At 51.5% G+C, this 24,037-nt stretch carries 14 protein-coding genes; all 14 read left to right on the forward strand.

Going from position 1 to position 24,037, the window contains the following annotated elements; all coding sequences use genetic code 11:
• The first annotated feature begins 534 nt into the window (after positions 1-534).
• The 14 genes from H6750_17705 (at position 535) to H6750_17770 (ending at position 23,941) form a co-directional block, all read left to right on the forward strand.
• Entirely contained in the window at positions 535-1,128 is a 594-nt protein-coding gene (locus H6750_17705) for a fructose-6-phosphate aldolase (protein ID MCB9776143.1), read from the forward strand.
• Positions 1,129-1,603: 475 nt separating this feature from the next.
• Positions 1,604-3,568, forward strand: coding sequence for a cytochrome ubiquinol oxidase subunit I (locus H6750_17710; GenBank protein MCB9776144.1), 1,965 nt, complete (start codon positions 1,604-1,606; stop codon positions 3,566-3,568).
• Positions 3,569-3,708: 140 nt separating this feature from the next.
• The gene (locus H6750_17715; GenBank protein ID MCB9776145.1) at positions 3,709-3,897 is read left to right on the forward strand and encodes a hypothetical protein; all 189 of its coding nucleotides are present in this window, start codon (positions 3,709-3,711) and stop codon (positions 3,895-3,897) included.
• Positions 3,898-3,949: 52 nt separating this feature from the next.
• Positions 3,950-7,387, forward strand: coding sequence for a molybdopterin-dependent oxidoreductase (locus H6750_17720; protein ID MCB9776146.1), 3,438 nt, complete (start codon positions 3,950-3,952; stop codon positions 7,385-7,387).
• Positions 7,388-7,560: 173 nt separating this feature from the next.
• Positions 7,561-7,980 carry a response regulator gene (locus H6750_17725; protein MCB9776147.1) on the forward strand — a complete coding sequence of 140 codons (420 nt, stop codon included), beginning with the start codon at positions 7,561-7,563 and terminating at the stop codon, positions 7,978-7,980.
• A 57-nt stretch (positions 7,981-8,037) separates the two neighbouring features.
• Positions 8,038-9,327: a nitrate oxidoreductase subunit beta gene (locus H6750_17730; GenBank protein ID MCB9776148.1), complete on the forward strand. Its 1,290-nt coding sequence runs from the start codon at positions 8,038-8,040 to the stop codon at positions 9,325-9,327.
• 991 nt (positions 9,328-10,318) lie between these two features.
• Positions 10,319-11,917 carry a DHA2 family efflux MFS transporter permease subunit gene (locus H6750_17735; GenBank protein MCB9776149.1) on the forward strand — a complete coding sequence of 533 codons (1,599 nt, stop codon included), beginning with the start codon at positions 10,319-10,321 and terminating at the stop codon, positions 11,915-11,917.
• A 44-nt stretch (positions 11,918-11,961) separates the two neighbouring features.
• Entirely contained in the window at positions 11,962-13,425 is a 1,464-nt protein-coding gene (locus tag H6750_17740; GenBank protein MCB9776150.1) for an efflux transporter outer membrane subunit, read from the forward strand.
• Between the two features lie 16 nt (positions 13,426-13,441).
• Positions 13,442-14,623 carry an HlyD family secretion protein gene (locus H6750_17745; protein ID MCB9776151.1) on the forward strand — a complete coding sequence of 394 codons (1,182 nt, stop codon included), beginning with the start codon at positions 13,442-13,444 and terminating at the stop codon, positions 14,621-14,623.
• A gap of 577 nt (positions 14,624-15,200) precedes the next feature.
• Positions 15,201-20,081, forward strand: a complete 4,881-nt coding sequence (locus H6750_17750; GenBank protein ID MCB9776152.1) for a hypothetical protein — start codon at positions 15,201-15,203, stop codon at positions 20,079-20,081.
• A 128-nt stretch (positions 20,082-20,209) separates the two neighbouring features.
• A complete protein-coding gene (locus H6750_17755; GenBank protein ID MCB9776153.1) occupies positions 20,210-21,133 on the forward strand; it encodes a carboxypeptidase regulatory-like domain-containing protein in 924 nt (307 codons plus the stop codon).
• 1,045 nt (positions 21,134-22,178) lie between these two features.
• Positions 22,179-22,481: a hypothetical protein gene (locus tag H6750_17760; GenBank protein MCB9776154.1), complete on the forward strand. Its 303-nt coding sequence runs from the start codon at positions 22,179-22,181 to the stop codon at positions 22,479-22,481.
• A 179-nt stretch (positions 22,482-22,660) separates the two neighbouring features.
• The gene (locus H6750_17765; GenBank protein ID MCB9776155.1) at positions 22,661-23,023 is read left to right on the forward strand and encodes a hypothetical protein; all 363 of its coding nucleotides are present in this window, start codon (positions 22,661-22,663) and stop codon (positions 23,021-23,023) included.
• 45 nt (positions 23,024-23,068) lie between these two features.
• Positions 23,069-23,941 (forward strand): prohibitin family protein, encoded by an 873-nt coding sequence (locus tag H6750_17770; GenBank protein ID MCB9776156.1) that lies wholly within the window; start codon positions 23,069-23,071, stop codon positions 23,939-23,941.
• Positions 23,942-24,037 lie beyond the last annotated feature (96 nt).

Here is a 24,037-nt window from a genome sequence, read left to right on the forward strand (position 1 = left end):
GCGGCAACATATTCTTCAGACCCTGGCCGCCAGCAATTGGCAGATCGAGGGGGAGGGGGGCGCGGCGGAACAACTCCGATTGGCACCTAGCACGCTCAGGAGCCGGATCAAAAAACTCGGTCTTCAACGACCGAGTAGACTCTAAATTCTTCAACTCCACATTCTTTCGTTCTACCTGATCCCACTCTTTTCTCCGAAATACCATGGGCTGAAACCACGGTGGGTGGTGGTATGAGCCACGAAGACCACCACGATCCTTCATGGGGTTTCAATACCAGTTCATTAACCTGCCTACTTGCCAATAGCATCTACAGCATTTTCAATGGTCTCTCGTTTCAGTCCGCCTCAATCCAACTGTGGCTTGGTGTATGCATACCGAAAATGGAGCCAGTTACTTTTTATCAATTCGTTAAAGAATTTCGGATCATGAGTTGGAGTTTTATTCGCGATCCTGAGGCGGGAGCAGGAGTTCATGATTTTGGTAGATGTTCTGCTGCTTAGGGGGCAATCCCTGTTCATGAGTAATGAGTGCTCATGAAATTTTTTCTGGACACGGTGAGTCTCACAGAGATTCAAGAGATTGGCAGGCTGGGGGTTCTGGATGGAATAGCCATGAACGCCGCGTTGGTTACTGAGCAGGGGCTGAATTTCTATCAGGGAATTCGAGAAATCTGTCGTTATGTGGATAGTCCGATCAGTGTCGGCGTGTTGAGTGTTGAAGAAGAGGCCATCGTCAAGGAAAGCAAAGAATTATCGAAAATTCACAGGAATGTCCTGGTAAAGTGTCCTTTGACGCCTGCCGGTCTCAAGGCGACTAAGCGGCTGACAGCCGAAGGCATCCGTGTGAATGTGTCTTTGTGTTTTTCACTCACGCAAGCCTTGCTTGCCGCCAAAGCCGGTGCCTGGTGTGTGTCCATTTGCCTTGATCGTACCCGGGATAATCAATCCAAGGGAGACGATATTATTCGAAACATTGTCACCGTCTTTCAAAACTCTGGTCTCTCTACTCAGGTGCTTCTTGCCGGTATCCGTTCTCCTGATGATGTGCTTGAGGCAGCATTAGGGGGAGGGCATATTTGTACAATGCGATTCCCCGTGTTTCAGCAACTTTTTGAGCCTGCGGTGTAATTGTCCTTTCTGATCATATCCTCCGACCCGGACTGTGCTCTTCAGAACTCCTGACCGTTCGAAGCGTGATCGGCTTTGCAGGTATCATATCGTTCTTCGCTATGCTCCGAGTACTTTCCACTTTTGGACTTCCCGTATTTTCTTGAGTGCCGCCGCGTAAATCGGTGGGTGGCCACCACGTCCCACCACGTTCTTTCGTGGGTGAATGATCCGTCTGCGGATGTTATCCCGGAGAAAAACAATGGAAACTTTAGGATTACAAGGGATTGTCCTAGGGCACTGAATTATTTTGATCGGGCATGGCCCATGCAAAGCATTCACCAACATACAGAAAAGACGGGAATGAAATCGGTCAACCCAAGATTACGGCAATGAGGGAAAAACTGGTGCGATAAATTTATCAGAGGAATTTTTTTGGATCTTAGATGTATCCAATGATTTTGGGGGGAGAAAAATGAGTGGAATGCGTGGAAAAATGAAACTGAAAAAGAATGCCGCAGTTTTGTTGATCAGCATGATTGCGGGAATGTTGCTGCTGCCGATCGGTATCGCGCTGCCGATTCTATTTGGAAATGGTGAAGCCATCGCTTCGGGAGGAGGGCAAAGTACCCAGCCTGTGCAGGAAGTTGTGGAGGGTGAGGAAGGCGCAGCGCCGGTCGAAATGGGACGGGATATTTATTACAAGACCGAAGGCGTGGTGTCGAGTGAAACGGCTCCAGTCACCGCGGACAATACGCATGATTATCCCCGCTACGGCAATTTTGAAAGTCGAGTGCTGATTTGGGTGGCGAACCAGCAGCATTTGTATTACGGCAGTTTCGTCTTGGCGGTTCCTATCTTCTGCATGGTGATTGAGTTCATCGGCATGGTGACAAAGGATAAGGCCATGGCGAAGAAATACGACCAGCTGGCCTATGATTTTATCCGAATCAGTCTGACGGCCTATTCGTTGACCGCCATCCTTGGGGGCATTCTCCTTTTCACCTTTCTCACGCTCTATCCCACATTTTTCAGTTATCTCTCAGGGATTTTTCGTCCTGTTATGCACATCTACGCGCTGCTGTTCGTCGCCGAAAGCGGAACGCTGTATATCTACTACTATGGATGGGACAGGATGAGAGAAGGTGTCCTGAAGTGGGTGCATCTCAGTATCGCCGTGGTCCTGAATGTCATTGGAACCGTGCTGATGTTTTTAGCGAATTCGTGGATTGCCTTCATGATGTCCCCGGCAGGGGTGGATGAACAAGGACGGTATCTCGGGAATATCTGGCATGCAATTCATAGCGCGTTGTGGAATCCGCTGAACGTTCATCGAATTTTAGGAAATATGGCATTCGGAGGCAGTGTCGTAGCCGCCTACGCGGCCTATCGGTTTTTATCGGCTAAATCCGATGAAGAGCGCGCCCATTACGATTGGATGGGGTATGTCGCGATGTTTATCGCCGTCATTTTCCTCATTCCATTGCCGTTTGCGGGCTATTGGCTCATGCGGGAGGTCTATGCCTATCGCCAGCAAATGGGAATTACCCTGATGGGAGGCCTCCTCGCCTGGTTGTTTATTATTCAGGCCACCATGATCGGCGCTCTTTTTCTGAGTACGAGTTATTACTTGTGGCAATGCTTCGGCCGGATGCCGGGTGCTGAACGATTTCAACGGTATATTAAATATCTCGTGTTTATTGCGGTCGTGGGATTACTGGTATTTATCACGCCCCATACCATCGTGATGACCCCGGCTGAGTTGAAAGCCATGGGAGGTCAACAGCATCCCGTTTTAGGGAACTATGGGGTGATGTCTGCCAAAAATGGCGGAATCAATATGCTCATCATTGTGACGATTGTGAGTTTCATTTGGTATCAGCGCGGTAATTTAATTCCGGCAGTGAAATGGAAAAAATTCGGCAATATTTTTATGACCTGTTTTTTCGTGGTCGGCAGTCTCAATATTATTTGGTTAGCCATCTATGGGTATTTCATTCCGGCAAACGTGCGAATTGGTCTATCGGTGCCCCAGGTGGCCACTACGATGTCGTGCCTCCTGTTAATGATGCCGATGAATCTGGCCATGCTGAAAAATGCCAAGGTGGCGGGCCCCATTCAATGGGGCAAAATGCCGGCGAGATCGCAGTATGCGCTGATCGCCCTGGCCACGGAATTTACCTGGATGATGGCCTTGATGGGATACATCCGTTCATCAGTCCGCCTCTTCTGGCATGTCAATGAGGTGATGCGGGATAACTCGCCCTGGGCCTATACCCACACCATCGGGTTTGCTGCAAATATGATCTCCTTCAATGTTCTGCTTTTCTGGTCGACGATTCTATTCGTGTTCTGGCTGGCGGCATTTGCCGGTAAAAAATCGCCCCTACCGGAGATGCCCAAAGTGCAAGAATCCCCCGCTGTTCCGCAATTCACACCTCAATCGGTCAGTCGTTCCTGATGGGTTAGCCGGGAACGCTATGGAGGGATGAAGGAATGATGCATTCATAAAACCAGCGCCAGATTAGGGGTTGAAAGGAGCGTTCACGCATTCAAGGTGAGGTGCATACACGGACGGATGTGATGTTGAAGGAGGGCGAGATGATGGAATTTTGGGTTGCAAATCCTCTGATTGAAATGATCTTCGGGATAGTCAGCTTCGTGGGAGTCCTGGTGTTGGGATGGGCCAATCTTATGGTCGATCCCCCCAAAACCGCGGTAGTGATACCTGCCGACTTGAATGTCTGGGAAAGACATCGGTTGAGGCAGTCTCAAAGAAAGGAGGAGTAAAGGGTTTGTGTCGTTAACCGGAATTGGCAACCTTTGTATGGAGGAGCGTTTGATGTTGGTCACAAAAAGGCAATTTTTAAAAATTACAGCAGGCACTGTGGCGGCAGTGGCGTTGGCGGATAACGCGCTGGCGTTGACGGCATTACAACCGGTTGTGGAGGTGGGCAATCCTTTGGGTGAGTACCCGGATCGCTCCTGGGAGAGGGTCTATCACGATCAGTACCGGTATGACAGTTCCTTTACCTGGTGCTGTTCCCCGAATGACACGCATGCCTGTCGTATCCGTGCGTTTGTCCGGAACGGAGTCGTGATGCGCGTAGAGCAAAACTACGATCACCAAACCTATGAGGATATGTACGGGAATCGGGGAACCTTTGCCCATAATCCCCGGATGTGTTTGAAGGGGTATACCTACCATCGACGGGTGTATGGTCCATACCGTTTAAAGGGGCCCTTGATGCGGCGCGGCTGGAAAGCCTGGATGGATGCCGGAAGCCCGGAATTAGATCCAACGGTCATGAGCAAATATAAATTCAATGCGCGCTATTTGGATGATATGTTGCGGGTCTCCTGGGATACCGCGTTTACCTATTTGGCCAAGGCCATGATCGTCATCGCCAATCGGTATAGTGGCGAGGCCGGTGCGAGGCGATTACGGGAACAAGGGTATCCTCCGGAAATGATTGAGATGATGAAGGGCTCAGGAGTCCGGAGCATGAAATTCCGAGCCGGGATGCCTGTGTTAGGTGTCATCGGCAAAATGGGCATTACCCGGATGAACGGCGGATGTGGAGCTTTGTTGGATAGTTGGGTGAGAAAGGTCGGACCGGACAATGCGCAGGGGGGACGGTATTTTAATAATTTGACCTGGCACGGTGATCAGGATCCTTCGCAACCCTTCTGGTCCGGAGCGCAAGCCATCGATTGTGATCTGTCTGACATGCGATTCAGCAAGATGAATACAAGCTGGGGAAAAAATTTCGTCGAAAATAAAATGCCGGAAGCCCATTGGAAACTGGAGTCCATTGAGCGGGGTGGTCGAGTGGTGGTCATTACCCCGGAATACAATCCCACGGCGCAACGGGCAGACTATTGGATGCCGGTCCGACCCGAGACAGATGGAGCGTTATTCCTCGGGGCATGCAAAATTATTTTAGACGATGGCCTTCAGGACAGCGATTTTATTCGATCCAGTACGGATTTCCCCTTGTTGATTCGAACGGATACTCTGCAATATTTGGATCCGCGTGATGTTATTAAAGATTATGCCTTCCCGGATTTCTCCAAATCTTACTCCGGCAAAGTGCAAGGGCTTTCGCCTTCGCAAATTGCTCGTCTTGGAGGGTTTATGGTGTGGGATCTCAATCAGGACAAGGCGGTTCCGCTTCATCGAGAATTGGTGGGTTGGCATTTCAAAAATAGCGGTCTCGATCCGGCGTTGACGGGATCGTTCAGGGTGAAGTTGCTGAGTGGGAGGGAGGCGGATGTCATGCCCCTCTTCCAGATGTATCAAGTCCATCTTCAGGATTACGATCTGGATACTGTCCACCAAATTAATCGATGTCCGAAAGATTTAATTGTGCGATGGGCTCGAGATAACGGGACCATCAAACCGGCTGCGATTCATAATGGAGAAGGCGTCTGCCATTACTTTCATATGACCTCAATGGGGCGTGCGGCTGCCATGGTCATGACCCTGACCGGAAACATGGGAAAATTCGGTTCGGGATGTCATACATGGTCAGGAAACTATAAGGTTGGTGTTTGGGCGGCCACGCCGTGGTCGGGGGAAGGCATCGGGGTTCACACCGGGGAAGATCCGTTCAAGATCACGACGGATCCGAATGCCCATGGGAAAGAAATTAATTACCGTCCCTATTATTACGGCGAAGAGACGACATACTGGAACCACGGCGATACGGCATTAATTGTGAATACGCCCAAATATGGCCGACGGGTGTTTACCGGCAAAACGCATATGCCGACGCCGAGTAAATTCCGGTGGGTGGCGAATGTCAATATTCTCAATAATTCGAAACATCATTATGACATGGTTAAGAATGTGGATCCCCACATTGAAACGATTGTGACTCAGGACATTGAAATGACCTCTGACGTGAATCACGCCGATGTGTCATTTGCGGTAAACGGGTGGATGGAGTTTACCTATCCTGAAATGACCGCCACCGTATCCAATCCCTGGATGCAGGTATGGAAAGGCGGTATCCGGCCGTTGTATGACACGCGGAACGATTTGGATACGGTGGCGGGCGTCGCGGCCAAACTCACCGAAATGACGGGTGATGGCCGCTTCCGCGATTACTTCAAGTTTGTCTATGACAATCGCGTGGACGTGTATGTGCAACGGTTGTTGGATGCCGGTAGCACCTCCTATGGCTATTCGGCGGACACGATGTTGAAATCGGAAAAGGGCTGGATGGTGATGACCCGGACCTATCCTCGTATTCCATTGTGGGAGGAAACCAACGAATCGAAACCGATGTGGACCCGCAGTGGACGACTGGAAACATACCGGGTGGAGCCGGAAGCCATCGAATATGGGGAAAACTTCATCTCGCATCGGGAGGGAACGGAAGCGACACCCTACCTGCCGAATGCGATTATGTCCTCCAATCCGTATATCCGGCCGGATGACTACGGGATTCCAATCACGGCGCAACATCATGACGATAAAACCGTCCGCAACATCAAGTTGCCATGGGCGGAAATTAAACGGTACGCCAATCCACTCTGGGAGAAGGGGTATCAGTTCTATTGCGTGACGCCGAAGACCCGGCATCGGGTGCATAGCCAATGGTCGGTGAACGATTGGGTGCAGATGTATGAATCCAACTTTGGCGATGCTTATCGAATGGATAAGCGGACACCGGGGGTGGGTGAACATCAAATCCACGTCAACCCCTCAGCGGCCAAAGATCGTGGGATCAATGACGGGGACTATGTCTACGTCGATGGAAACCCGGTGGACCGGCCGTATCGTGGCTGGAAGCCCAGTGATCCCTATTACAAGGTGGCGCGGTTGATGATCCGGGCGAAGTACAACCCGGCCTTTCCGTATCATGTCACGATGGCCAAACATGCGCCGTATGTGTCGACGGCGAAGTCGGTGAAGGGGCATGAAACCCGGCCGGATGGACGGGCGATTGCGCTGGATACCGGGTATCAATCGAACTTCCGGTATGGGGCGCAGCAGTCCTTTACCCGCAGTTGGCTGATGCCGATGCACCAATTGGACTCATTGCCCGGCAAAATGGCGAATAAATGGAAATTCAAATGGGGTTTTGAAATTGATCATCATGCGGTCAACACGGTTCCGAAGGAATGTCTCATCCGGATCACGAAGGCGGAGGATGGCGGCATCGGCGGGCGTGGGCCGTGGGAACCGGTCCGGACCGGGTTCACGCCAGGTCAGGAGAATGAGTTTATGATCAAATGGCTGAAGGGTGATCATATTAAGATCAAAGTGTAGGTAAGCTGGAGGCTGGGGATATTTTTTCTATATTGACGTCTAGAAAGAAATATGATGAATACCTCCCCCCAGCCTCCTTCTTTTTTTGTGATCGTTGGACCTAAAAAATTCTTGTAAGCCTTTTATCATGAAAACTGTGGGGGGGAGCAAGATGAACCAGGTAGGACCCGTCGGTGAGCATACCCTCTGTATTTGTGGTGGATGATGATGAGGTGATTCGCTCAAATATTGCGAAAAAACTTTCCCGTTTACACTGCACGGTCCGTGCCTTTGAATCGGGAGAGGCCTTAATGGAATTTTTGAGAGATCATAGGGATGAACCTGATGTAATTTTGGTGGATTATAAAATGGGTGGAATGAATGGGGTGGAAACCCTGCATGCCATTCGAAAAAATTCTTCTGTTCCAGCCATTATCTTTACTGCGTATGAAGGTTGGATAGATCCGCAGGAAATAACACAAATTGGAAATTGTGAGGTCATAATCAAAACCGTTGATCTTCACAATCTCACGCATATGGTGAACGGGGTCTTGGCTTTGAGGAATTTACAAAAAAATGATTGTTGGACTGATACCGGGGGGTTGCCAACTTGAGGGTTGGCGGACCTGGCCCGGGCAGCCCCGAAATTTTCACTGAAACGGAGGATGACAATGCCTGAAGTGTATAATTGGCAGTTAGGACGAAAGATGCTGTATCCGTATGAGGAGCGGCATCCGAAATGGCAGTTCGCGTTTGTCTTTAACATCAACCGGTGTTTGGCGTGTCAAACCTGTTCGATGGCGGACAAGTCGACGTGGCTGTTCAGCAAAGGGCAGGAATACATGTGGTGGAACAATGTGGAGACGAAGCCGTACGGGGGCTATCCGCAGTTCTACGATGTGAAGATCACGCAGTTGATTGAGCAGGTCAATCCGGGCGGGCAGGTGTGGAACGTGCGGGTGGGCCGCAAACACCATGCGCCGTATGGGGTGTTTGAAGGGATGACGATCTTTGATGCGGGCGCCAAGATCGGGCAGGCGGCCATTGGCTACATCCCGACCGACCAGGAATGGCGGTTTGTGAATATTTATGAAGATACGGCCACCTCGATGCGGGCGATTGTGGAAGGGGTGGACAAGACGGGGTTTACGAAAGAAGAGCCGTGGAAAATGCAAGGCAGCAGCTTGCCGGAGCATGAGACGTACTTCTTCTATCTGCAACGCATCTGTAACCACTGTACGTATCCGGGGTGTCTGGCGGCGTGTCCGCGGAAGGCCATCTACAAGCGGCCGGAAGACGGGATTGTGTTGATCGACCAGAACCGGTGCCGGGGGTACAAGAAGTGTGTGGAGCAATGCCCGTTTAAAAAGCCGATGTACCGGGGCACGACGCGGGTGAGTGAGAAGTGTATCGCGTGCTATCCGCGGGTGGAAGGCAAAGACCCCTTAACGGGGGGCGAGCCGATGGAGACGCGGTGTATGGCGGCGTGCGTGGGGAAAATCCGGCTGCAAGGGTTGGTGAAGGTGGGCGATGACGGGCTCTGGGCGGAAGATCGCTGGAATCCGTTGTACTATGCCATTCGGGTGGAACAAGTGGCGTTGCCGTTGTATCCGCAATGGGGCACGGAACCCAACGGGTATTACATCCCCCCGCGGCAGGCACCGCGGGGCTACATCCGGCAGATGTTCGGGCCGGGGGTGGATAATGCGATTGAGAAGTATCTGGTGCCGAGCCGGGAGTTGTTGGCGGTGCTGCAGTTGTGGCGGGCGAGCCAGCAGATCATCTTCCGGTATGACGTGATTCCGGGGCCGAAAGTGTTTGAAACCCAGATCCATGGACGGAAGTTTGAGATGTACAACGACACGGTGTTGGGCTTCAACAAGTCGGGCAAGGAAGCGGTGCGGCAGCAAGTGGAAGAGCCGATTTACATCCGCCCGGCGGAGCGGGTGAACTGGCTGTAGGTTCCATGGTTATTTATGCAATGAAAGACGACCGGAATTATCAATATTCGGTTAGGCTGGAGGCCGGCTGGCGATTGAAAAATGCGTATCAGGGAAAAATCGCCACCCGGTCTCTCCCTGGTAAGGGGAGAAAGCCGGAAAGGGGGAATATAATGAATTGTCGGCGTTGTGCTGGTCTCATGCATTGTCTAAATATGGGAGATCATCTTAATGATTCAGGACAGTTATGGTCCGTGGCCTGGCAATGTTTTAACTGTGGAGAAATTGTCGATTCTTTGATTTTACAAAATCGCGAAAACGAACCCAGGCCCAAGGCGGGAAAGGCCCGCCTTAAAACGTTTTCACCATCCAGACAGATAATGCGGAAAAATGCTCAAACCATAGAAGCCTAACGGAGAACCGCAAGTCCGCTGCTGGAAGAGCACAACGGGGTGAATACGTTTCACCTCCTTGTGCTCTTCCCCGTTGAATAAATGAAAAAAACTATTTTTCATCACACCCGGTTTGTTTATTGGGAGTCAAAATTACAATTCGAAAAATGAGAGTTTTTTCATGAGTACGACGGGACATGGAAATTCAAATAAGAAGGATTACCATCTTTCCATAAGGGAATCATGGAGGATGTCAAGAGTCTGGATGGTACGGTAAACCGTGGTGTTTGGCCGTGGCCCTGGGTTCTGTATCGGGCGGGTATGTGGCATTTGAGGGCCTATGGTTCTGTTCTTCTCCCAGGGGATTGAACACGCGGCGGTGAACATGTTTGTCATGCCAGTCGGTATGGGAATGGGAGCTGAGATCGATAGGTCTCCCTGTAGGTTTTTGAGCAGGTGGACAACCTGGTTGGAGGGATGTTCTTCCAAGACCTGGCAATGTATTGTGCACATGGTTCTCCCACGATAGATCCTCAACAGGTTCAAGCCGTCAACCATAAGTCTTTTTTCTTATCCGCGCAGCCAAGCGGAAATTTCTGTCTGTGAACCAGAGGAAACCCATGCAGGCCGTGTTTTCCAAACCCCTCAGAGGATGGCACTTTATTCTGTTCAATATCACACTCGGTCTGGGGCACATTCTCGTGATGTTCAATGCCGGGTCCTATGTTGCGTTGTTGCCCCATGTCGCCGGCGACCTGGAAGGGGTGTTGCCGAGTTTCCTGACCTGGGCTCAGACGGATTTCATGATTGCTCTGGCGCTGGGCATTCCCATTGGTCGCACGCTGTCTGACCGGTACGGCCATACCCGTGTGTTTGTTGTCGCGTTTCTTCTGTATGCCGTGGCTTCGTATATTGGCGCCATCAGTCAGACCCATTGGGAATTTCTGAATGCCAGAATTGTTCAAGGGTTTGCAGGCGGCCTCACGATTTTTCTCTCACAAGATATGCTCCTCAAAGAATACCCGGCTCGGCTCAAGTCCATGGGATTGGCCATCTGGGGTCTGTTTACCATTACGCCGTTTACCATTGGTCTTCCTGTGGGAGGGTGGATCGCGGATGATCTCGGGTGGCGTTATCTGTTTTATATGGATGTGGTCCTCTCCCTGGTTGTCGTCGGTTTCATGGGTTCGTTGCTGTATGGTCGGGGATTCCCTCGACGACGTACCAGGTTTGACTTCGTGGGATTTTTTTTATTGGCCGTCATTTTGGGCGGCATTCAGACTCTTCTGAACATGGGGAACGATTTTGACTGGCTTGACTCGCCATTCCTCCGTGGCGTCCTCATCGTCGTCATCGTGGCATTGCCTTGTTTTATTATCTGGGAGTTTGGCGAGCGCCATCCTATTCTGGATCTCCGGTTGTTCGCCGACCGGAATTTTACCATCGGGGTGATCTGTTTGGTGGTCGGATTTTTTTCGATCCAGGGATTACTCACACTGCTGATCGTCCAGCTTCAATTGTTGATGGGGTATTCCTCGTTACTTGCCGGTATGGCGCTCCTCCCCATGGTGTTTTTAGGGGCTCCGATGATTGCCCTGATGCATGAGCTCTCCAAACGGTTCGACGTTCGGATGCTGGCGAGTCTTAATTTTCTTGGGTTTGCATTGACTTTATACTGGATAGGCCAATACGACGATCCTCACTCATTTGATCAGATTTTCTGGCCGATGCTGCTTGAAGGTCTATTCCTGGGATCATTTTTTACTCCGCTCACTGTGCTCATGCTGCATCGCTTGTCTGGCGTTCAAATAATACGTGCAGCGGAAACGGCCAATCTCTTGCGGATTTCCGCCGGGGCGTTTGGGATTACGTATCAGGAGGTTGTACATTTCCGGCGTCTCCCCTTCCATCAGCTTCATCTGGCGAACCATTTTGGCGGGAGGCAGTTTGCGTCATTCGATGTGTTGGGAGGATTCTCGACCAAACTGAATGGCGCTGGGCTCGATGCTGCCATGGTCAATGGCAAGCTCCTGGCCCTTGTCAGGCAGTATGCGGGAATTCTGGCCATGAGCGATGCGTTTCTGCTTGCCAGCTCGATGTTTATGGGATTAGCCGCGCTCGTCTGGTTGGCCTATCCCACTTACCTCCCGTTGTATCCAAGCCGGGATGAAGAGTTGAAAGAAATGCGGTCCGAAGCACTCCTTGAGGAGCCGCTATGAGGCATGCCGTCGTGGTGAGATTACAATGGGTTCTTGCGTTCGGTATGTGCGCCCTGCTCCTTTGTGCTGGTTGTGCCTGGATTCCTCCAGGCGAAGCCCCCGCCGAATTCTTAGAACCGGATTCCATGGAAGAGGCACTGTCCCATGCAATTCATCACGAACCGGAGGAGCCAATCCCGGAATGGCCTAACGATCGTTGGTGGCAAGAGTTCGGCAGCCCTGAGCTGGACGAGTTGATTGACACAGGTCTCAAGAATAACCCCGGTCTCAAGGTTGCTTACGCCCGTCTCCACGAGGCGCATGCCCTGGTCCGCGTCGAAGGTGCGAGGTTGCTGCCGTTCCTGGAGGCCGACGCTGAATTGACCGCAGAGCGGATTTCCGAACATGGCGTGTTTGCGGCCCTTAATCCTGAGGTGGCGGGGATTGATATTGCGCTGGGCCTCATCAATCCATTGAGTTTTCGATGGGAGTTGGATTTCTGGGGGAAGAATCGCGCCATGATGGAATCTGCCATGAGCAGGGAATTGGCCCATCATGCGGAATGGGCAGAGGTGCGGTTACGGTTAACCACTGCGATCGCACGCTCGTATTTTCGCAGGGTTGCATTGCGCCAGCAGCTTGAGGTGGTCGAGGCTATGGTGGAACTTCGTCGCGATCTCTTGAATCTGGCGAAGATTCGATTTCGGTCCGGCCTGGATGATGGCAACTCGGTCATGAGGGCCACGGCGGAGTTAGAGGCGGCGAATAAACGCCAAGCCGGTACCAGGGAGCAGTTGGACTTTCAACAATATCTGCTGGTCAGACTGAGCGGTCACGGGCCTGATTGGGGAGAGCATGTCTTCGCTGATAGGGTGACTCTACCCCGGCGAATTCCCTTGCCGCCCGAATTGCCGATCGGGTTGTTGGCGCACCGACCGGATCTCGCCGCCGCCAAATATCGAGCCGAGGCTGCAGCAAAGTTGATCAAGGTGGCGAAGACTCGATTTCTTCCCACTATCGATCTAAACGGGTTCGTGGGTTTTAGAGCTCTGACTCTGGCGAGCGGGGCCGGTTCTTTGGGGAATCTTCTGTTTTCCTCGTCCAGTCTTGCGTATGGGGGCGGACCGGGTCTGCGGCTTCCCTGGTTCGAAGGCGGTCGCCTCCGTGGAGAACTAGAGGCACAACGGAGAGAATATGACTCGGCAGTGGAACTCTATAACGATACCTTGCTGGAAGCCATGCGGGAAGTTGCCGACAGTCTGAGTGTCTGGCATGAGACTCGCTCGATGCTTGAGGCACACCGTCGGCTCCTGACCTCGGTTTGGAACGACCGGCACCTTGTTGAAGTCCGCTTTCGCACCGGTCTGGACGATCGCCGTGAGGTGTTAAAACAGCAGCATGCGGTATTGGATCAGGAGTTCGCCCTGAAGGCCCTGGAAGCCGATCAACTTGTGTCGATGGTGGGTTTGATTGAAGCTTTGGGTGGGGGGTACCCCATCGTTCAAGAATCCTCTCAAGCAAGGAAATGACATCATGGATACCCCTATGCTGAAAATTCGCCCTAAGGAAATTCGTCGCCGGCGTAACCGCAGGCTCTTGTTGGTGGGTGTGATTCTCGTTGCGGCGGTATTGGCTTATGGGGGGTACTGGTGGTACTACGCCCGTTTCTGGGTGTGGACCGATAATGCTTTTATTGCCGGCAACCTCGTCACGTTGGAGGCCCAGGCAACGGGCATTATCACTCAAGTCCTCGTGGAGGAAACCCAGTATGTGGAAAAAGGCGATCTTCTCATTCGTCTTGATGAACACCAGGCCCAGGCCAAATTGGGCCGGACGCGGGGCTTACTGGGAGGGGAGGTGCGCAGAATCGCGTCATTGTTCGCCCAGAGGCGGCAGATCCAGCAAAAATTTACCTCCAGGATGGCTCGACTCGACTTAGTACGCCATGATGTGGCCCGTTTCCGTGAGGCGCTTCCGAGTGGAGCCATTTCCGAACAAATCCTTCAGAATGCCCTTGATAAGATGCGTGCCCTTCAAGCCGAAGTCAGGGAAATCCGTGAGGAATACCAATCCATCACCGCGGAGGTGGGGGGCGTGAATATCATGGATCATCCCGCTGTAGAAGCCGCCAAGCATGAATTCATCGCCGCCTATCTCGAATACATCCGGCAGCGCATTCGGGCGCCGGCTTCGGGCCATGTGGCCAAGCGAAAGGCCCAGGTCGGTGACCAGGTTCATCCGGGTGTTCCATTGATGACGATCGTGCCTTTGGATCATCTGTGGGTGGAAGTCAATTTACGGGAAACCGAAATGCAGCAGGTCCGTCCCGGTCAGTCGGCACTGATAAATGTGGACGTATACGGGAAACACCATACATACCATGGGATGGTCGAAGGGTTGGTGCCCGGCACTGGCAGTGTATTCGCTCTGTTGCCTCCTGAGAATGCAACCGGCAATTTCATTCATATTGTGGAACGCGTGCCTGTGCGCGTGGCTTTTTTGAAAGATGAAATCCTTGAGCACCCCGTTCGCCCGGGATTGTCGACCAAAACCTATATCCATGTGAGCGAGCCGGGACGCCCTCTGGATGTCTCGCTGGCAGAGGCTTCCACTCAGGAGTATGAAACGAACATCTATGCCGATGAACTTACCGATGCAGAATCCCTGGCACATGAGATCATCATGGAGAACCTTGTTTTGAAAGGCGATCGGCCAGAACCGGCATAGCGGGTAGAGTCGCGCCGGTTCAGAAACCCTAAATACCGGGAGGCCGTCTACTTGAGGGTGGAGGACAAAAGACTTCTCCCTTCGATTCACAATCTTTCCTGTATTATGTGATGAAAGTTTAAGTCCACTCATACTCTGCCTGCATCTTGAAGGCCTGTGCTCTGTTCTTGCCGGCCAACCGAACGGGCCGTCCTCATCCTGAAGTTCCATTCTTCATTCTTAAGATATCCTCAACCAAGCCTGCTCTTTACTTGTTGAGCATTGCAGTAAAACTGCTTCCCACGAAAAGCGGTGGTGGAATCGTGGTGGACGGCAGCGATCCTTCGTGGCATTCCAGCCGATTGCTTATATTATGTGCCAAAAGAGGCCACGAAAATAAGGCCAATTGGTAGATAGCGGGTGAAGCGTTTGGCGGCTCGCTATTTGCTTATCGAAAAGAAACGAAAAGGTATGGTCATGACTCAAAGAGGAAATGCATGAAAGGAGAGAATGTTCCGCTATAGAGGGGGTTCCTATTCCCGGAGACCGTCATTACTTAAAGGGCCGGCATCGATTATTTATCAGGAGGGGATGTTCTATGTTGTCAGGGAAGAAAGTGTATGAGGGCGTGAAAGTCGTTGTCGCGTGTGCAGGGATGGTGCTCATGATGAGTGCCATGGGACATGCGGGAGAGGGCATTCAGGAGGAAGCGGATTCCCATGCTGGTCATAACGTGGCGGCAGCGTCAGGAAAGACGAAGAATTGGGTAGAGAGGTTGAAAGGGCAGACGATCGTGGAGGACTCGATTGAGGGGAATCCTGAGCGTGCGGCGAAGGTGAATCGGCAGCATGAACGGATAATGTCGAAAATGGGACATCAAATGCAGGCCGATTTGAAGTTGATGGAGGGTAGTGGGGCCTATGACACCGCCACGATGCTCCATCAATACGGAGCCGGCCCGGCAGACTATCTTCTGGCTTCGGACAATGAAATTGAACCCGTCTCGGGTCAGCCTGGACTCTGCCCGGCTGGTGTGCCCGAAAAGCATTACGATATTTCAGCCATCGACGTGGAAATCACGTTGAATAGATGGCTCGACTACTATGTCGGCTACATGTATGTCCTCACTGAAAATCTCGAGAAGGTGCGGGAGGAAGAAGCGGCAAATGCCGCGGCCCGTGAGAAGGAAGGCTACGACCCCGGCGCGGTTGAGACCGGTTTGCAGAATAACTGGATTCAGCCATTGGTGATCCGGGGCAATCAGGGTGATTGCGTGAGGTTCACTCTCCGCAATCAGTTGATAACCGGAGAAGGGGTGAGTTTGCAGATCGGGGGATCAAGTATGATGGTGAGCACCACGGGCCAACCGGCGACAACCACGAACCCCGATGCGATCGCTCTTGAAGACAAAGTCGTGGAAATGGAGTGGTATATTCCACCGACGATGCAGGAAGGGGGACGGCAGTTTCATAGTTACAGCAATGATCGTGAGTTGACGGTGATGGGCCTGATGGGCACTTTTGTGGTGGAACCAAAGGGTTCGACGTATCTGAATCCGCTCGGTGCAGGGGAACCGACACCGATGACCAGTGGTTGGCAGGCGATCATCAAAAACGGCACCGGTCCGGATTTTCGCGAGTTCGTCCTCATTTATCATGAAGTCGGCGATGAAGCCTTTCGTCCGGTCAATAAGCATGGTGACTTTATTCCGCAGCGGGATCCAGTCACCGATGTGTACCGGCCCGTCGCGCGGGCGTTGAACTATCGAAGCGAACCGTTTGGTGTGGACAACATGCAAACGCAACATGAGTATTTCGGATTTGAGGACGAGTCAATGGCCTACAGCGCCTATACCTTCGGTGATCCGGCCACCACTGTGCCTCGCAGTTATTTGGGGGATCCGGCCAAGTTCCGGCTGGTGCATGGGGGATCGGAGGTTTTCCATTCCCATCATCCCCATGGCGGGTCAATTCGGTGGCCCAGGAGTCCCCGTGCGATCGACGAAATGCCCCTGTGGCACACCGCAAAAAACGGTCCGGTGAAGTTTCCGGTTGTCCGGACAAAGACTGACCGTGTCGATGTGGAGGTGATCGGGCCGTCCGAGGCCGTTGACCTGGAAACCGAATGTGGATCGGGACTCTGTCAGCAATTGGCTGGGGATTTTCTGTTTCACTGTCATGTGGCGCATCACTATATCGCCGGTATGTGGGGCTATTGGCGGGTATACAATACTATCCAGCAGGGAGAAGTTCACAACGATACGATGCCCGACCTTCGCGAATTACCGGATCGCAAGGGACGGATCAAGGCGGGTGTCACATCGGACCAGCTTATCGACAAAAAAGTGGATTGGTTCGGCAAAGAGTTTAAAATTATCGAGAAAGGTACAACGGATTGGAAAGCCAATCCGGCTGTCGTCACAGTGAAAGACTGGGTGGAAATGCAGTTGCCCCCTCAGGGCAAGCCCGGTCACAAAGATGATGAGAGAGAACAGATCCTCTCCTATGATGCGACGGTGTTGGACTGGATTTGGAACGGCAACCGGGCGATGACCGAACGGGAAAATACTATTCCCAATCCACGATACCAATCTCCGGCTCCCGGCGAGCGCTTGCCGATTCTGTTTGAGCCCACCACCGGCAAGATCGCATGGCCACACTTGAGGCCTCATTTTGGAAAACGGGTGCCGTTTTCTCAAAATCACAATCCTTCTCCCTGGCTGGAAATGATCCATTTAGATGATGATGGTCAGATGAGTTCCTATCCGGCAAAGCCTGGAGAAAACGGACGATGGAGCCTGTGTCCAGCCAATGCCGGCTCCAAAAAGTTTAACGTGCATTTCATCAAGACCCCCATGATGGTGGCAGATAAACAAGGGGATGAACCGGCTATCATCGATCCGGACGGGACGATTTATGTTCTGCATGAAGAGGAGGAAGAGGTTCGAAACAATAATGATAAAAGACATCCGTTGGTCGTGAGATCGAACGTGTACGACTGTGTCGACTGGATGCTGACAAGCGAATGGGTTGATGACGACAATTTCAACATGCATGCGTCGAAGATCAACACCCATTGGCATTTCATGCAGTTCGACAATCAATCGTCGGATGGTGTGATTACCGGCTTTTCATATGAACAATCCGTGCGACCCTTTACGATGATGGAAAAGACGACTGACAAGGGTCTGCCGCTGCCGATGAATACGGTCTTTACGAAACCGGGTAAGAAAGGTGATCTAACCATCACGGTGAAAAATGCCGCGCAGTATCATCCGAAGAACGAGATTCTGATCGGGGCCGATAACGTGAAGGATAACGAAATCGGGCGCATTAAGGCCATAGATGGGAATCAAATTACGCTGTATCGGCCGTTAGAGCATGATCATCCGGTTGATGACATCGTGACAGTGGAATTCGTAAGACAACGATTCTGGGCGGATGCGGATGTGGGCACCGTGTTCTGGCATGACCATGCGGTCGGCCGTGTAACTTGGGGACACGGAGGTTTCGGGACGATGATTGTTGAACCCTGGGGCTCGACCTATCACGATCCCAAAACGGGCGAACCGATCCGGAGTGGACCGGTGGCCGATATCCATACGGTTGAACCGGTAGGCTATGGAGTGAATGGGAGCTTCCGTGAACTGATGGTGCAGTTGAACGACAGTGTGCCGCATTCCGTCAACATCGTCACTGCAGGTAATCCTCCGGGCCAGCCGATTGAGGTCGCGCTGGAAGCGGGAAAGACGATCTCATTTCCCATGCCTGAACATATTCCCATGACACCGATGCCGTTCCTCAATGGGGGAACCCACACCACCGGCGGCAGTTTTAACTTCCGGGCCGAACCGGTTGCGGCCAGACTCAAGGCAAACCCCGATTTCTCGAACATCTTCAGTAGCCATGTTCATGGGGATCCCTATACGCCAATGGTCAGGGCCTATCTCGGCGATACGGTCGTGTTCCGGCTCTTGGAGACCATGACCAACGAATCCATGGTGTGGACGTTGTCAGGGCATACCTTTCTGACCGAGCGGTATGCCGGTGATGCCAACCGGAAAAATTCCATCCACATTGGTATCGCAGAGCGATACGACCTCGTGGTTCCGCAGGCGGGCGGGCCTCGGCTCCAGCCTGGTGACTACATCCATTTTAACGGACGTTCTTCAAAGTTCTCGGAAGGAGCCTGGGGTATTCTGCGGGTATTGGATAAGGAGGTGCCTGATTTACAAAAGCTGCCGGCCGGTTATTCCGGTCGTAATGAAATTCCAGAGCCTCGTCCCGTCTGTCCTGCCGGGGCTCCGGTCAAATCATTTAATGTGGTGGCGATGGATTTTCCGTCCATGAATTTCAATACGAAGGCACCCGAAGCCGTTGAGGTCGATTTCGAACGGAACATTCTGCTCCGGAATCCGGAGGGAAAAATTTATGTGCTCGAAGAAGATGTCGCAAAGACCGCCAGTGGCCTTCAACCGATGCCGCTGACTCTGAGAGCCAATGTGGGCGACTGTCTCAAGATTCACTTGACGAATCAAATGAAGGAAAGCCGCGCCTCCTTTTCCGCGCTTTCCCTCGCCTTCGATCCTAAAAATTCGTTAGGAGCCAACGTCGGGCAGAATCCAGGTGACCAAACGGTTTCGCCTGGAGAAAGCCGGACATACACATATTATGCCGATCCGTTTTTAGGTGAGATTGCCTCATTAGTATGGGACTGGGGCAATGTTATGCACAATCCTCGAAACGGGCTTTACGGCGCGATCATTATCGGGCCGAAGGGCGCGATGTATCGTGATCCCAAAACAGGTGCGGATATATCCAATAAGAATAGTTGGATTGCCGATGTGATCGTGGACCGGACGGTAACCGGATACGAAGACCGACCAAATTATCGGGATGCGGCCTTGTTCTTCCAGGACGAGGACAACATCATCGGTACGAGCTTCATGCCTTACGTGCAGAACGTGGCTGGGCTGGTCGGGGTGAATTATCGAGCGGAGCCCTATTTGTTCCGTGAGGAACAGGGATGTACGTTGGATAGGATATTCCAGCCCTGTTCTAAGGAAAACCCGGAAGATCCCATCACGCCGGTCATCGAGGCCCATGCCGGTGATCCCGTTCGCATTCATGTCTTCGGTGCCAGCAATGAACAAAATGGGATGTTCGGCGTTGAAAGTCATGAATGGCCCATTGAACCATTCATGCGAGGAGCCGATCAAATCAACGTCGTGGAGTTTTCGGGGTCGGAAGCGTTGGATGCCTTCATTCCGGCCGCAGGTGGGCCATATCAACGCACCGGGGATTACGTCTGGAGCAACCAGCGGTTGCCCTATTCCCAATCAGGGCAATGGGGATATTTACGTGTCCTCCCAGGGAGTGATCAACGAATCCTGCCGTTGGATGGAAGGGCTCCTGGGGGTAAAGAAGCCAAGTTGCCACACGAGCAAGTGGTTCTTATTAAACCCGTCGACCTGAAATAAACCGGCAAAGTTTTTAGTTGGCGGGTTTGGGAACGGGGAAGCCGATACACGGCTTCCCCGTGCTGGTCACAATTCCATAAGACAGGATGGTGCAAAACATTTGAAATTTTATGCTGGCGGAGGAATAAATGAAACGCACGGTGGTACAGATGCTTGGGGTGATTTTGGGTGTCCTGGGAATGGGGGCCATCCCGGTTTGGGCCTATGAGGAAAGTCAGGTCAAACAAGGAGGAACGATTCGTGGGCAAGTGACTGTAGCTGGAGGAATGCCTAAAGCCATGGCCTTTAATTTGGTCACGATTCCCGATCCGGTTTTTTGTGGGCGAATTTCAACCGGAACAGGATGGCGTATTGTTGAAGATTTCATACTTGGCTCTCAGGGATCGCTGAAGGACGCGATCGTAATGCTCAAGGGTATTGAAAAAGGAAAAGCGTTTGAGTTGCCGAAAGTGACCATCGAAGCCAAGGATTGTGATTTTCTCCCATTTGTCAATGTCTTGAGGGATCAGGATGAATTGACGGTCATTAATATGGATCCAGTGGAACATGATATCCAGGGATACGAGACGGCTCGTGATCGTGGGGCCAGGGTCTTGTTTAATCGCCCGCTTCCAATGAATCCATTTCATAAAGTATTGGATTTGCTCAACAGACATGATCATTTACCCGGGGAGCCAATGATCGAAAACATACATTTGCAGAAGGATCGGAATATCTTTGTGATGCAATGCGGGTTTCACCCCTATATGTTTTCCTGGGGGATGGTGGTGGACAATCCCTATTATGCGATTACAACCGAGGATGGCCGGTTTGAGATATCCGACATTCCACCAGGAACCTATACCTTATCAGTCTGGCATGCGGGAATGAAGAAATACCTTAACCGTGAGGTGACCATTGAACCGAATGGGGCATTGTCAGTGAATTTCGAATATCAATCACCCGCGGGCCGCCGCAGTGTTCATGAAATTCAAGAAAATCCCCATTTTGGATTGGGCCTATTAGGGGAGGAAGTTATCATCCCTTCACTTCGTCTCCAGCATCCCTCATGACAGGCATCAGGAGCAGGTTTTTGCATGCGGTAGGAGGGTGTCTCTGTTTTGAAGAACCGGGAAATTTTGAGGCGAGTTGTTTCTTACCTTCCATTTCTAGACAATCGAATTCTTGCTTGTATACAACTTCCTTATGATGTGGCCCGTCTTCCAGGTTACCATCCTGGAAAAGGCCAAGCATGCGGGAATGCCGACTCTCAGGGTAAGGGGGTGTTGGACAATTCCGCCAACGATGTTCCCTGCTTTCGCAGGAGAGGCTGGATGCCTACCCGCTGAAGGGTTTGGACCCGCAAGCACACAGGCAAGTCGCTGCTTGGGCGTGCGCACATACCCCTCTCTACGCTCTCCTCCCCACAAAAAAGGCTGCGGCCTTTCTCTCGTGAAGCTGCAGGCCAGAATTGGGTAAGCCTTTTGGGACATTCCTAACATTTTCCTCTCCCGGACCTCGTCACACGTATGCCCATGAAAAGGGCCGAATATTTGAAATATTCAACAGCCGCAGTAATGCTTCCCTATCGCTAGATCGCAATCCATCCCCGCATACAAACGTGGAAGCCCCGCCCTTTTGGCGGAGATTATGACTGCTCGCTCCTTACCTTCTCCCCATTTTTTACTGCGAGTGCCATTTTCCGGTAATACGGAAACCTATTGCCCATAAGGGCTCTATGGAACCACACATCGCTGATTTGTGGGTTCATCCCGACTGGCCTCCGATTGGAGCGAATATGAACGAGCCAGATTGTGTGGTATCGCACAAAAGACATTGGCTGAGGTCCGCAGCATTTCGTTAAGTCCTTGTTGCCGAACCGTTATTGTGGGTGCTCAATCGTTTAATCATCTGGTATGAATTTTGATCATTAATTAGCGAGTTACCTACAAATGGTCGGAGTTTTTGAAGAATGCTGGAGTATCAAAACGGAGTGAACATTCAGTCTACCTGACCAGGGTATTTTGAGAGTTAAACGTACGAGTCGCATAGGAAACATGACGGGTAGAGGCTAAGAAGAAAAGAATATTCAGGAACTTGGCAAGGGAGGGCTACTCTTTGCCTCGATTATTATTAGCCAGTCTTCAAGCGGTCCTCCTAATAGGAATATTGGTCAAAGTGGGATGTCATGGGACCAGTCCTCTCATCAATCTTCATGACTCCGCCCCTTTCCCAGATCCACCATCCATGGGCGTCCAGTCTGATCGGCAAGGGGGCTTCATGGTGAAAAATGCAAAACAAGATGTGAATCTTAGGGCCAAACGGCATGCGCAATTCTTTGGCCCTGACTTGGAGTGGGCCTCCAGCGCCAAATTTTTGGAAAAATATTATAAAAATGAATCGCTGGTCCAAGAACGATAGCCACTCTATATGGTGAATCGGCGAAGGTCGCTTTTCATTTTGTAATGATTGAAGTCCGCCAAGTAAAAAAGATGGGGATTGATCAGGAGGATAATATGAAATCTCTTCATTGGATTCTCCGATGGTAGAGGCCGGGAAGAAAAGATCAGTCAGGCCGGTGGGCCTGAGGAAGGTCTCTCATGAAGCGGTCATTACCAACTGGGATTCAGGGAGTCCTGCTAGCAGGATTATGGGTCTGTGTGGGGTGTGGGAGTCCTCACGCTCCTCTCGATCTTAATAGTTTTGACCCTTCCCAAGATCAACAGTTTATTGCCGACCAGTATCGTCGGCAGGCCGCACTTATGAAACAAACTGCCGAAGATTTGAAGAGTAAGGCCGAACGTTATGCGCAACTTTTTGGCGCGGACTCAGAATGGGCCACCAGCGCAAAATTATTGGAGAAATTTTATGAGCAGGAAGCGCAGAATCGGGAACGTTTAGCCATTCTGCATGCCGAGGCAGGCAGGCTTCATCCTCACTCTCCGCATTTTGAAACGCGTTAGAAAATAGTGCAAGAGACGTTTGAGTCTCTTGCTACGGAGGCCAACATGAAATCTCTTCCTCGGATTTTTCAATGGTTAGTCCTTGTCGGCGTGCTGCTATCCGTGGGTTGTGGGGTTTCCGTGAAGCCAGGGGAACGGGGGCTGAGATGGTACCCCTTATCTGAAGGTCTTATGAACGAGCCCCTTCAAAATGGATTTTACTGGCGAGCCTTCTGGAATGATATTTATGTTTATTCGGTTCAGTGGGGAAGCTTCACCGAGGAAGTGGATGCACTGAGTTCAGATGATTTGCAGGTGAATGTCAAAAGCGCGATTATCATCCGTCCCATACCGGAAGAAATTTATTTTTTGGCCCAAGAAGTCGGGCCTGATTGGTATCCCAAGGTTGTACGGCCTGAGTTCCTTTCCGCCGTTCGGAGTGTGGTTTCAGGGTATCCCATGGTGAGTGTCCCCGAAAAGAGCACGGAAATTGCCCATAAGGTTCAGGGAGTCCTGGAGGAAAAATTAAAGGGGCGTCACCTTGAGATTCGGAGTATCGCCCTTTCTGATATCGATTGGCCCAAAATGGTTTTGGAAGCGATTGAACGAAAACAGGCGAAGGAACAAGAGAAAGAACAAAAGGAATTTGAACTGATTATTGCGACCAGAGACGCTGAAATTGCCAGACGACGTGCCAAAGGCGAAGGAGATTCTCTGATGATCCGAGCCGAAGGTGAAGCAGAAAGCCTCAGAATTCGGGCCGAAGGACAGGCTAAAGCCCAGGAAAATATACTAAAAACCCTAACCCCCGAATATTTGCAATACAAATTGTATGATTCGCAAAATTCAAAATTCGTGATTCTTCCAACCAACATGCAGGTTCCCCTTCTTCTGAACACGGAATCGACGCAACTTCCTCAAAGAAATGCCGTCCCATGAATTCCTTCCACTGAGATGTGACGGTGAAATGTATTGTCTGTGTGCATTGGCTTTGCTTGGTGATTGTTAATCCTGGCCATAACTGAAGAGGTGAAC

It is taken from the genome of Nitrospiraceae bacterium (genome assembly GCA_020632595.1).
Lineage (GTDB): Bacteria > Nitrospirota > Nitrospiria > Nitrospirales > UBA8639 > Nitrospira_E.

Bases quoted from the DNA above. Each gene is read 5' to 3' on its own strand.
- H6750_17765 (MCB9776155.1), top strand. From the start codon at position 22,661: ATGAAGCGGTCATTACCAACTGGGATTCAGGGAGTCCTGCTAGCAGGA.
- H6750_17745 (MCB9776151.1), top strand. From the start codon at position 13,442: ATGCTGAAAATTCGCCCTAAGGAAATTCGTCGCCGGCGTAACCGCAGG.
- H6750_17705 (MCB9776143.1), top strand. From the start codon at position 535: ATGAAATTTTTTCTGGACACGGTGAGTCTCACAGAGATTCAAGAGATT.
- H6750_17770 (MCB9776156.1), top strand. From the start codon at position 23,069: ATGAAATCTCTTCCTCGGATTTTTCAATGGTTAGTCCTTGTCGGCGTG.
- H6750_17740 (MCB9776150.1), top strand. From the start codon at position 11,962: ATGTGCGCCCTGCTCCTTTGTGCTGGTTGTGCCTGGATTCCTCCAGGC.
- H6750_17735 (MCB9776149.1), top strand. From the start codon at position 10,319: ATGCAGGCCGTGTTTTCCAAACCCCTCAGAGGATGGCACTTTATTCTG.
- H6750_17730 (MCB9776148.1), top strand. From the start codon at position 8,038: ATGCCTGAAGTGTATAATTGGCAGTTAGGACGAAAGATGCTGTATCCG.
- H6750_17720 (MCB9776146.1), top strand. From the start codon at position 3,950: ATGTTGGTCACAAAAAGGCAATTTTTAAAAATTACAGCAGGCACTGTG.
- H6750_17750 (MCB9776152.1), top strand. From the start codon at position 15,201: ATGTTGTCAGGGAAGAAAGTGTATGAGGGCGTGAAAGTCGTTGTCGCG.
- H6750_17755 (MCB9776153.1), top strand. From the start codon at position 20,210: ATGAAACGCACGGTGGTACAGATGCTTGGGGTGATTTTGGGTGTCCTG.
- H6750_17710 (MCB9776144.1), top strand. From the start codon at position 1,604: ATGAAACTGAAAAAGAATGCCGCAGTTTTGTTGATCAGCATGATTGCG.
- H6750_17715 (MCB9776145.1), top strand. From the start codon at position 3,709: ATGATGGAATTTTGGGTTGCAAATCCTCTGATTGAAATGATCTTCGGG.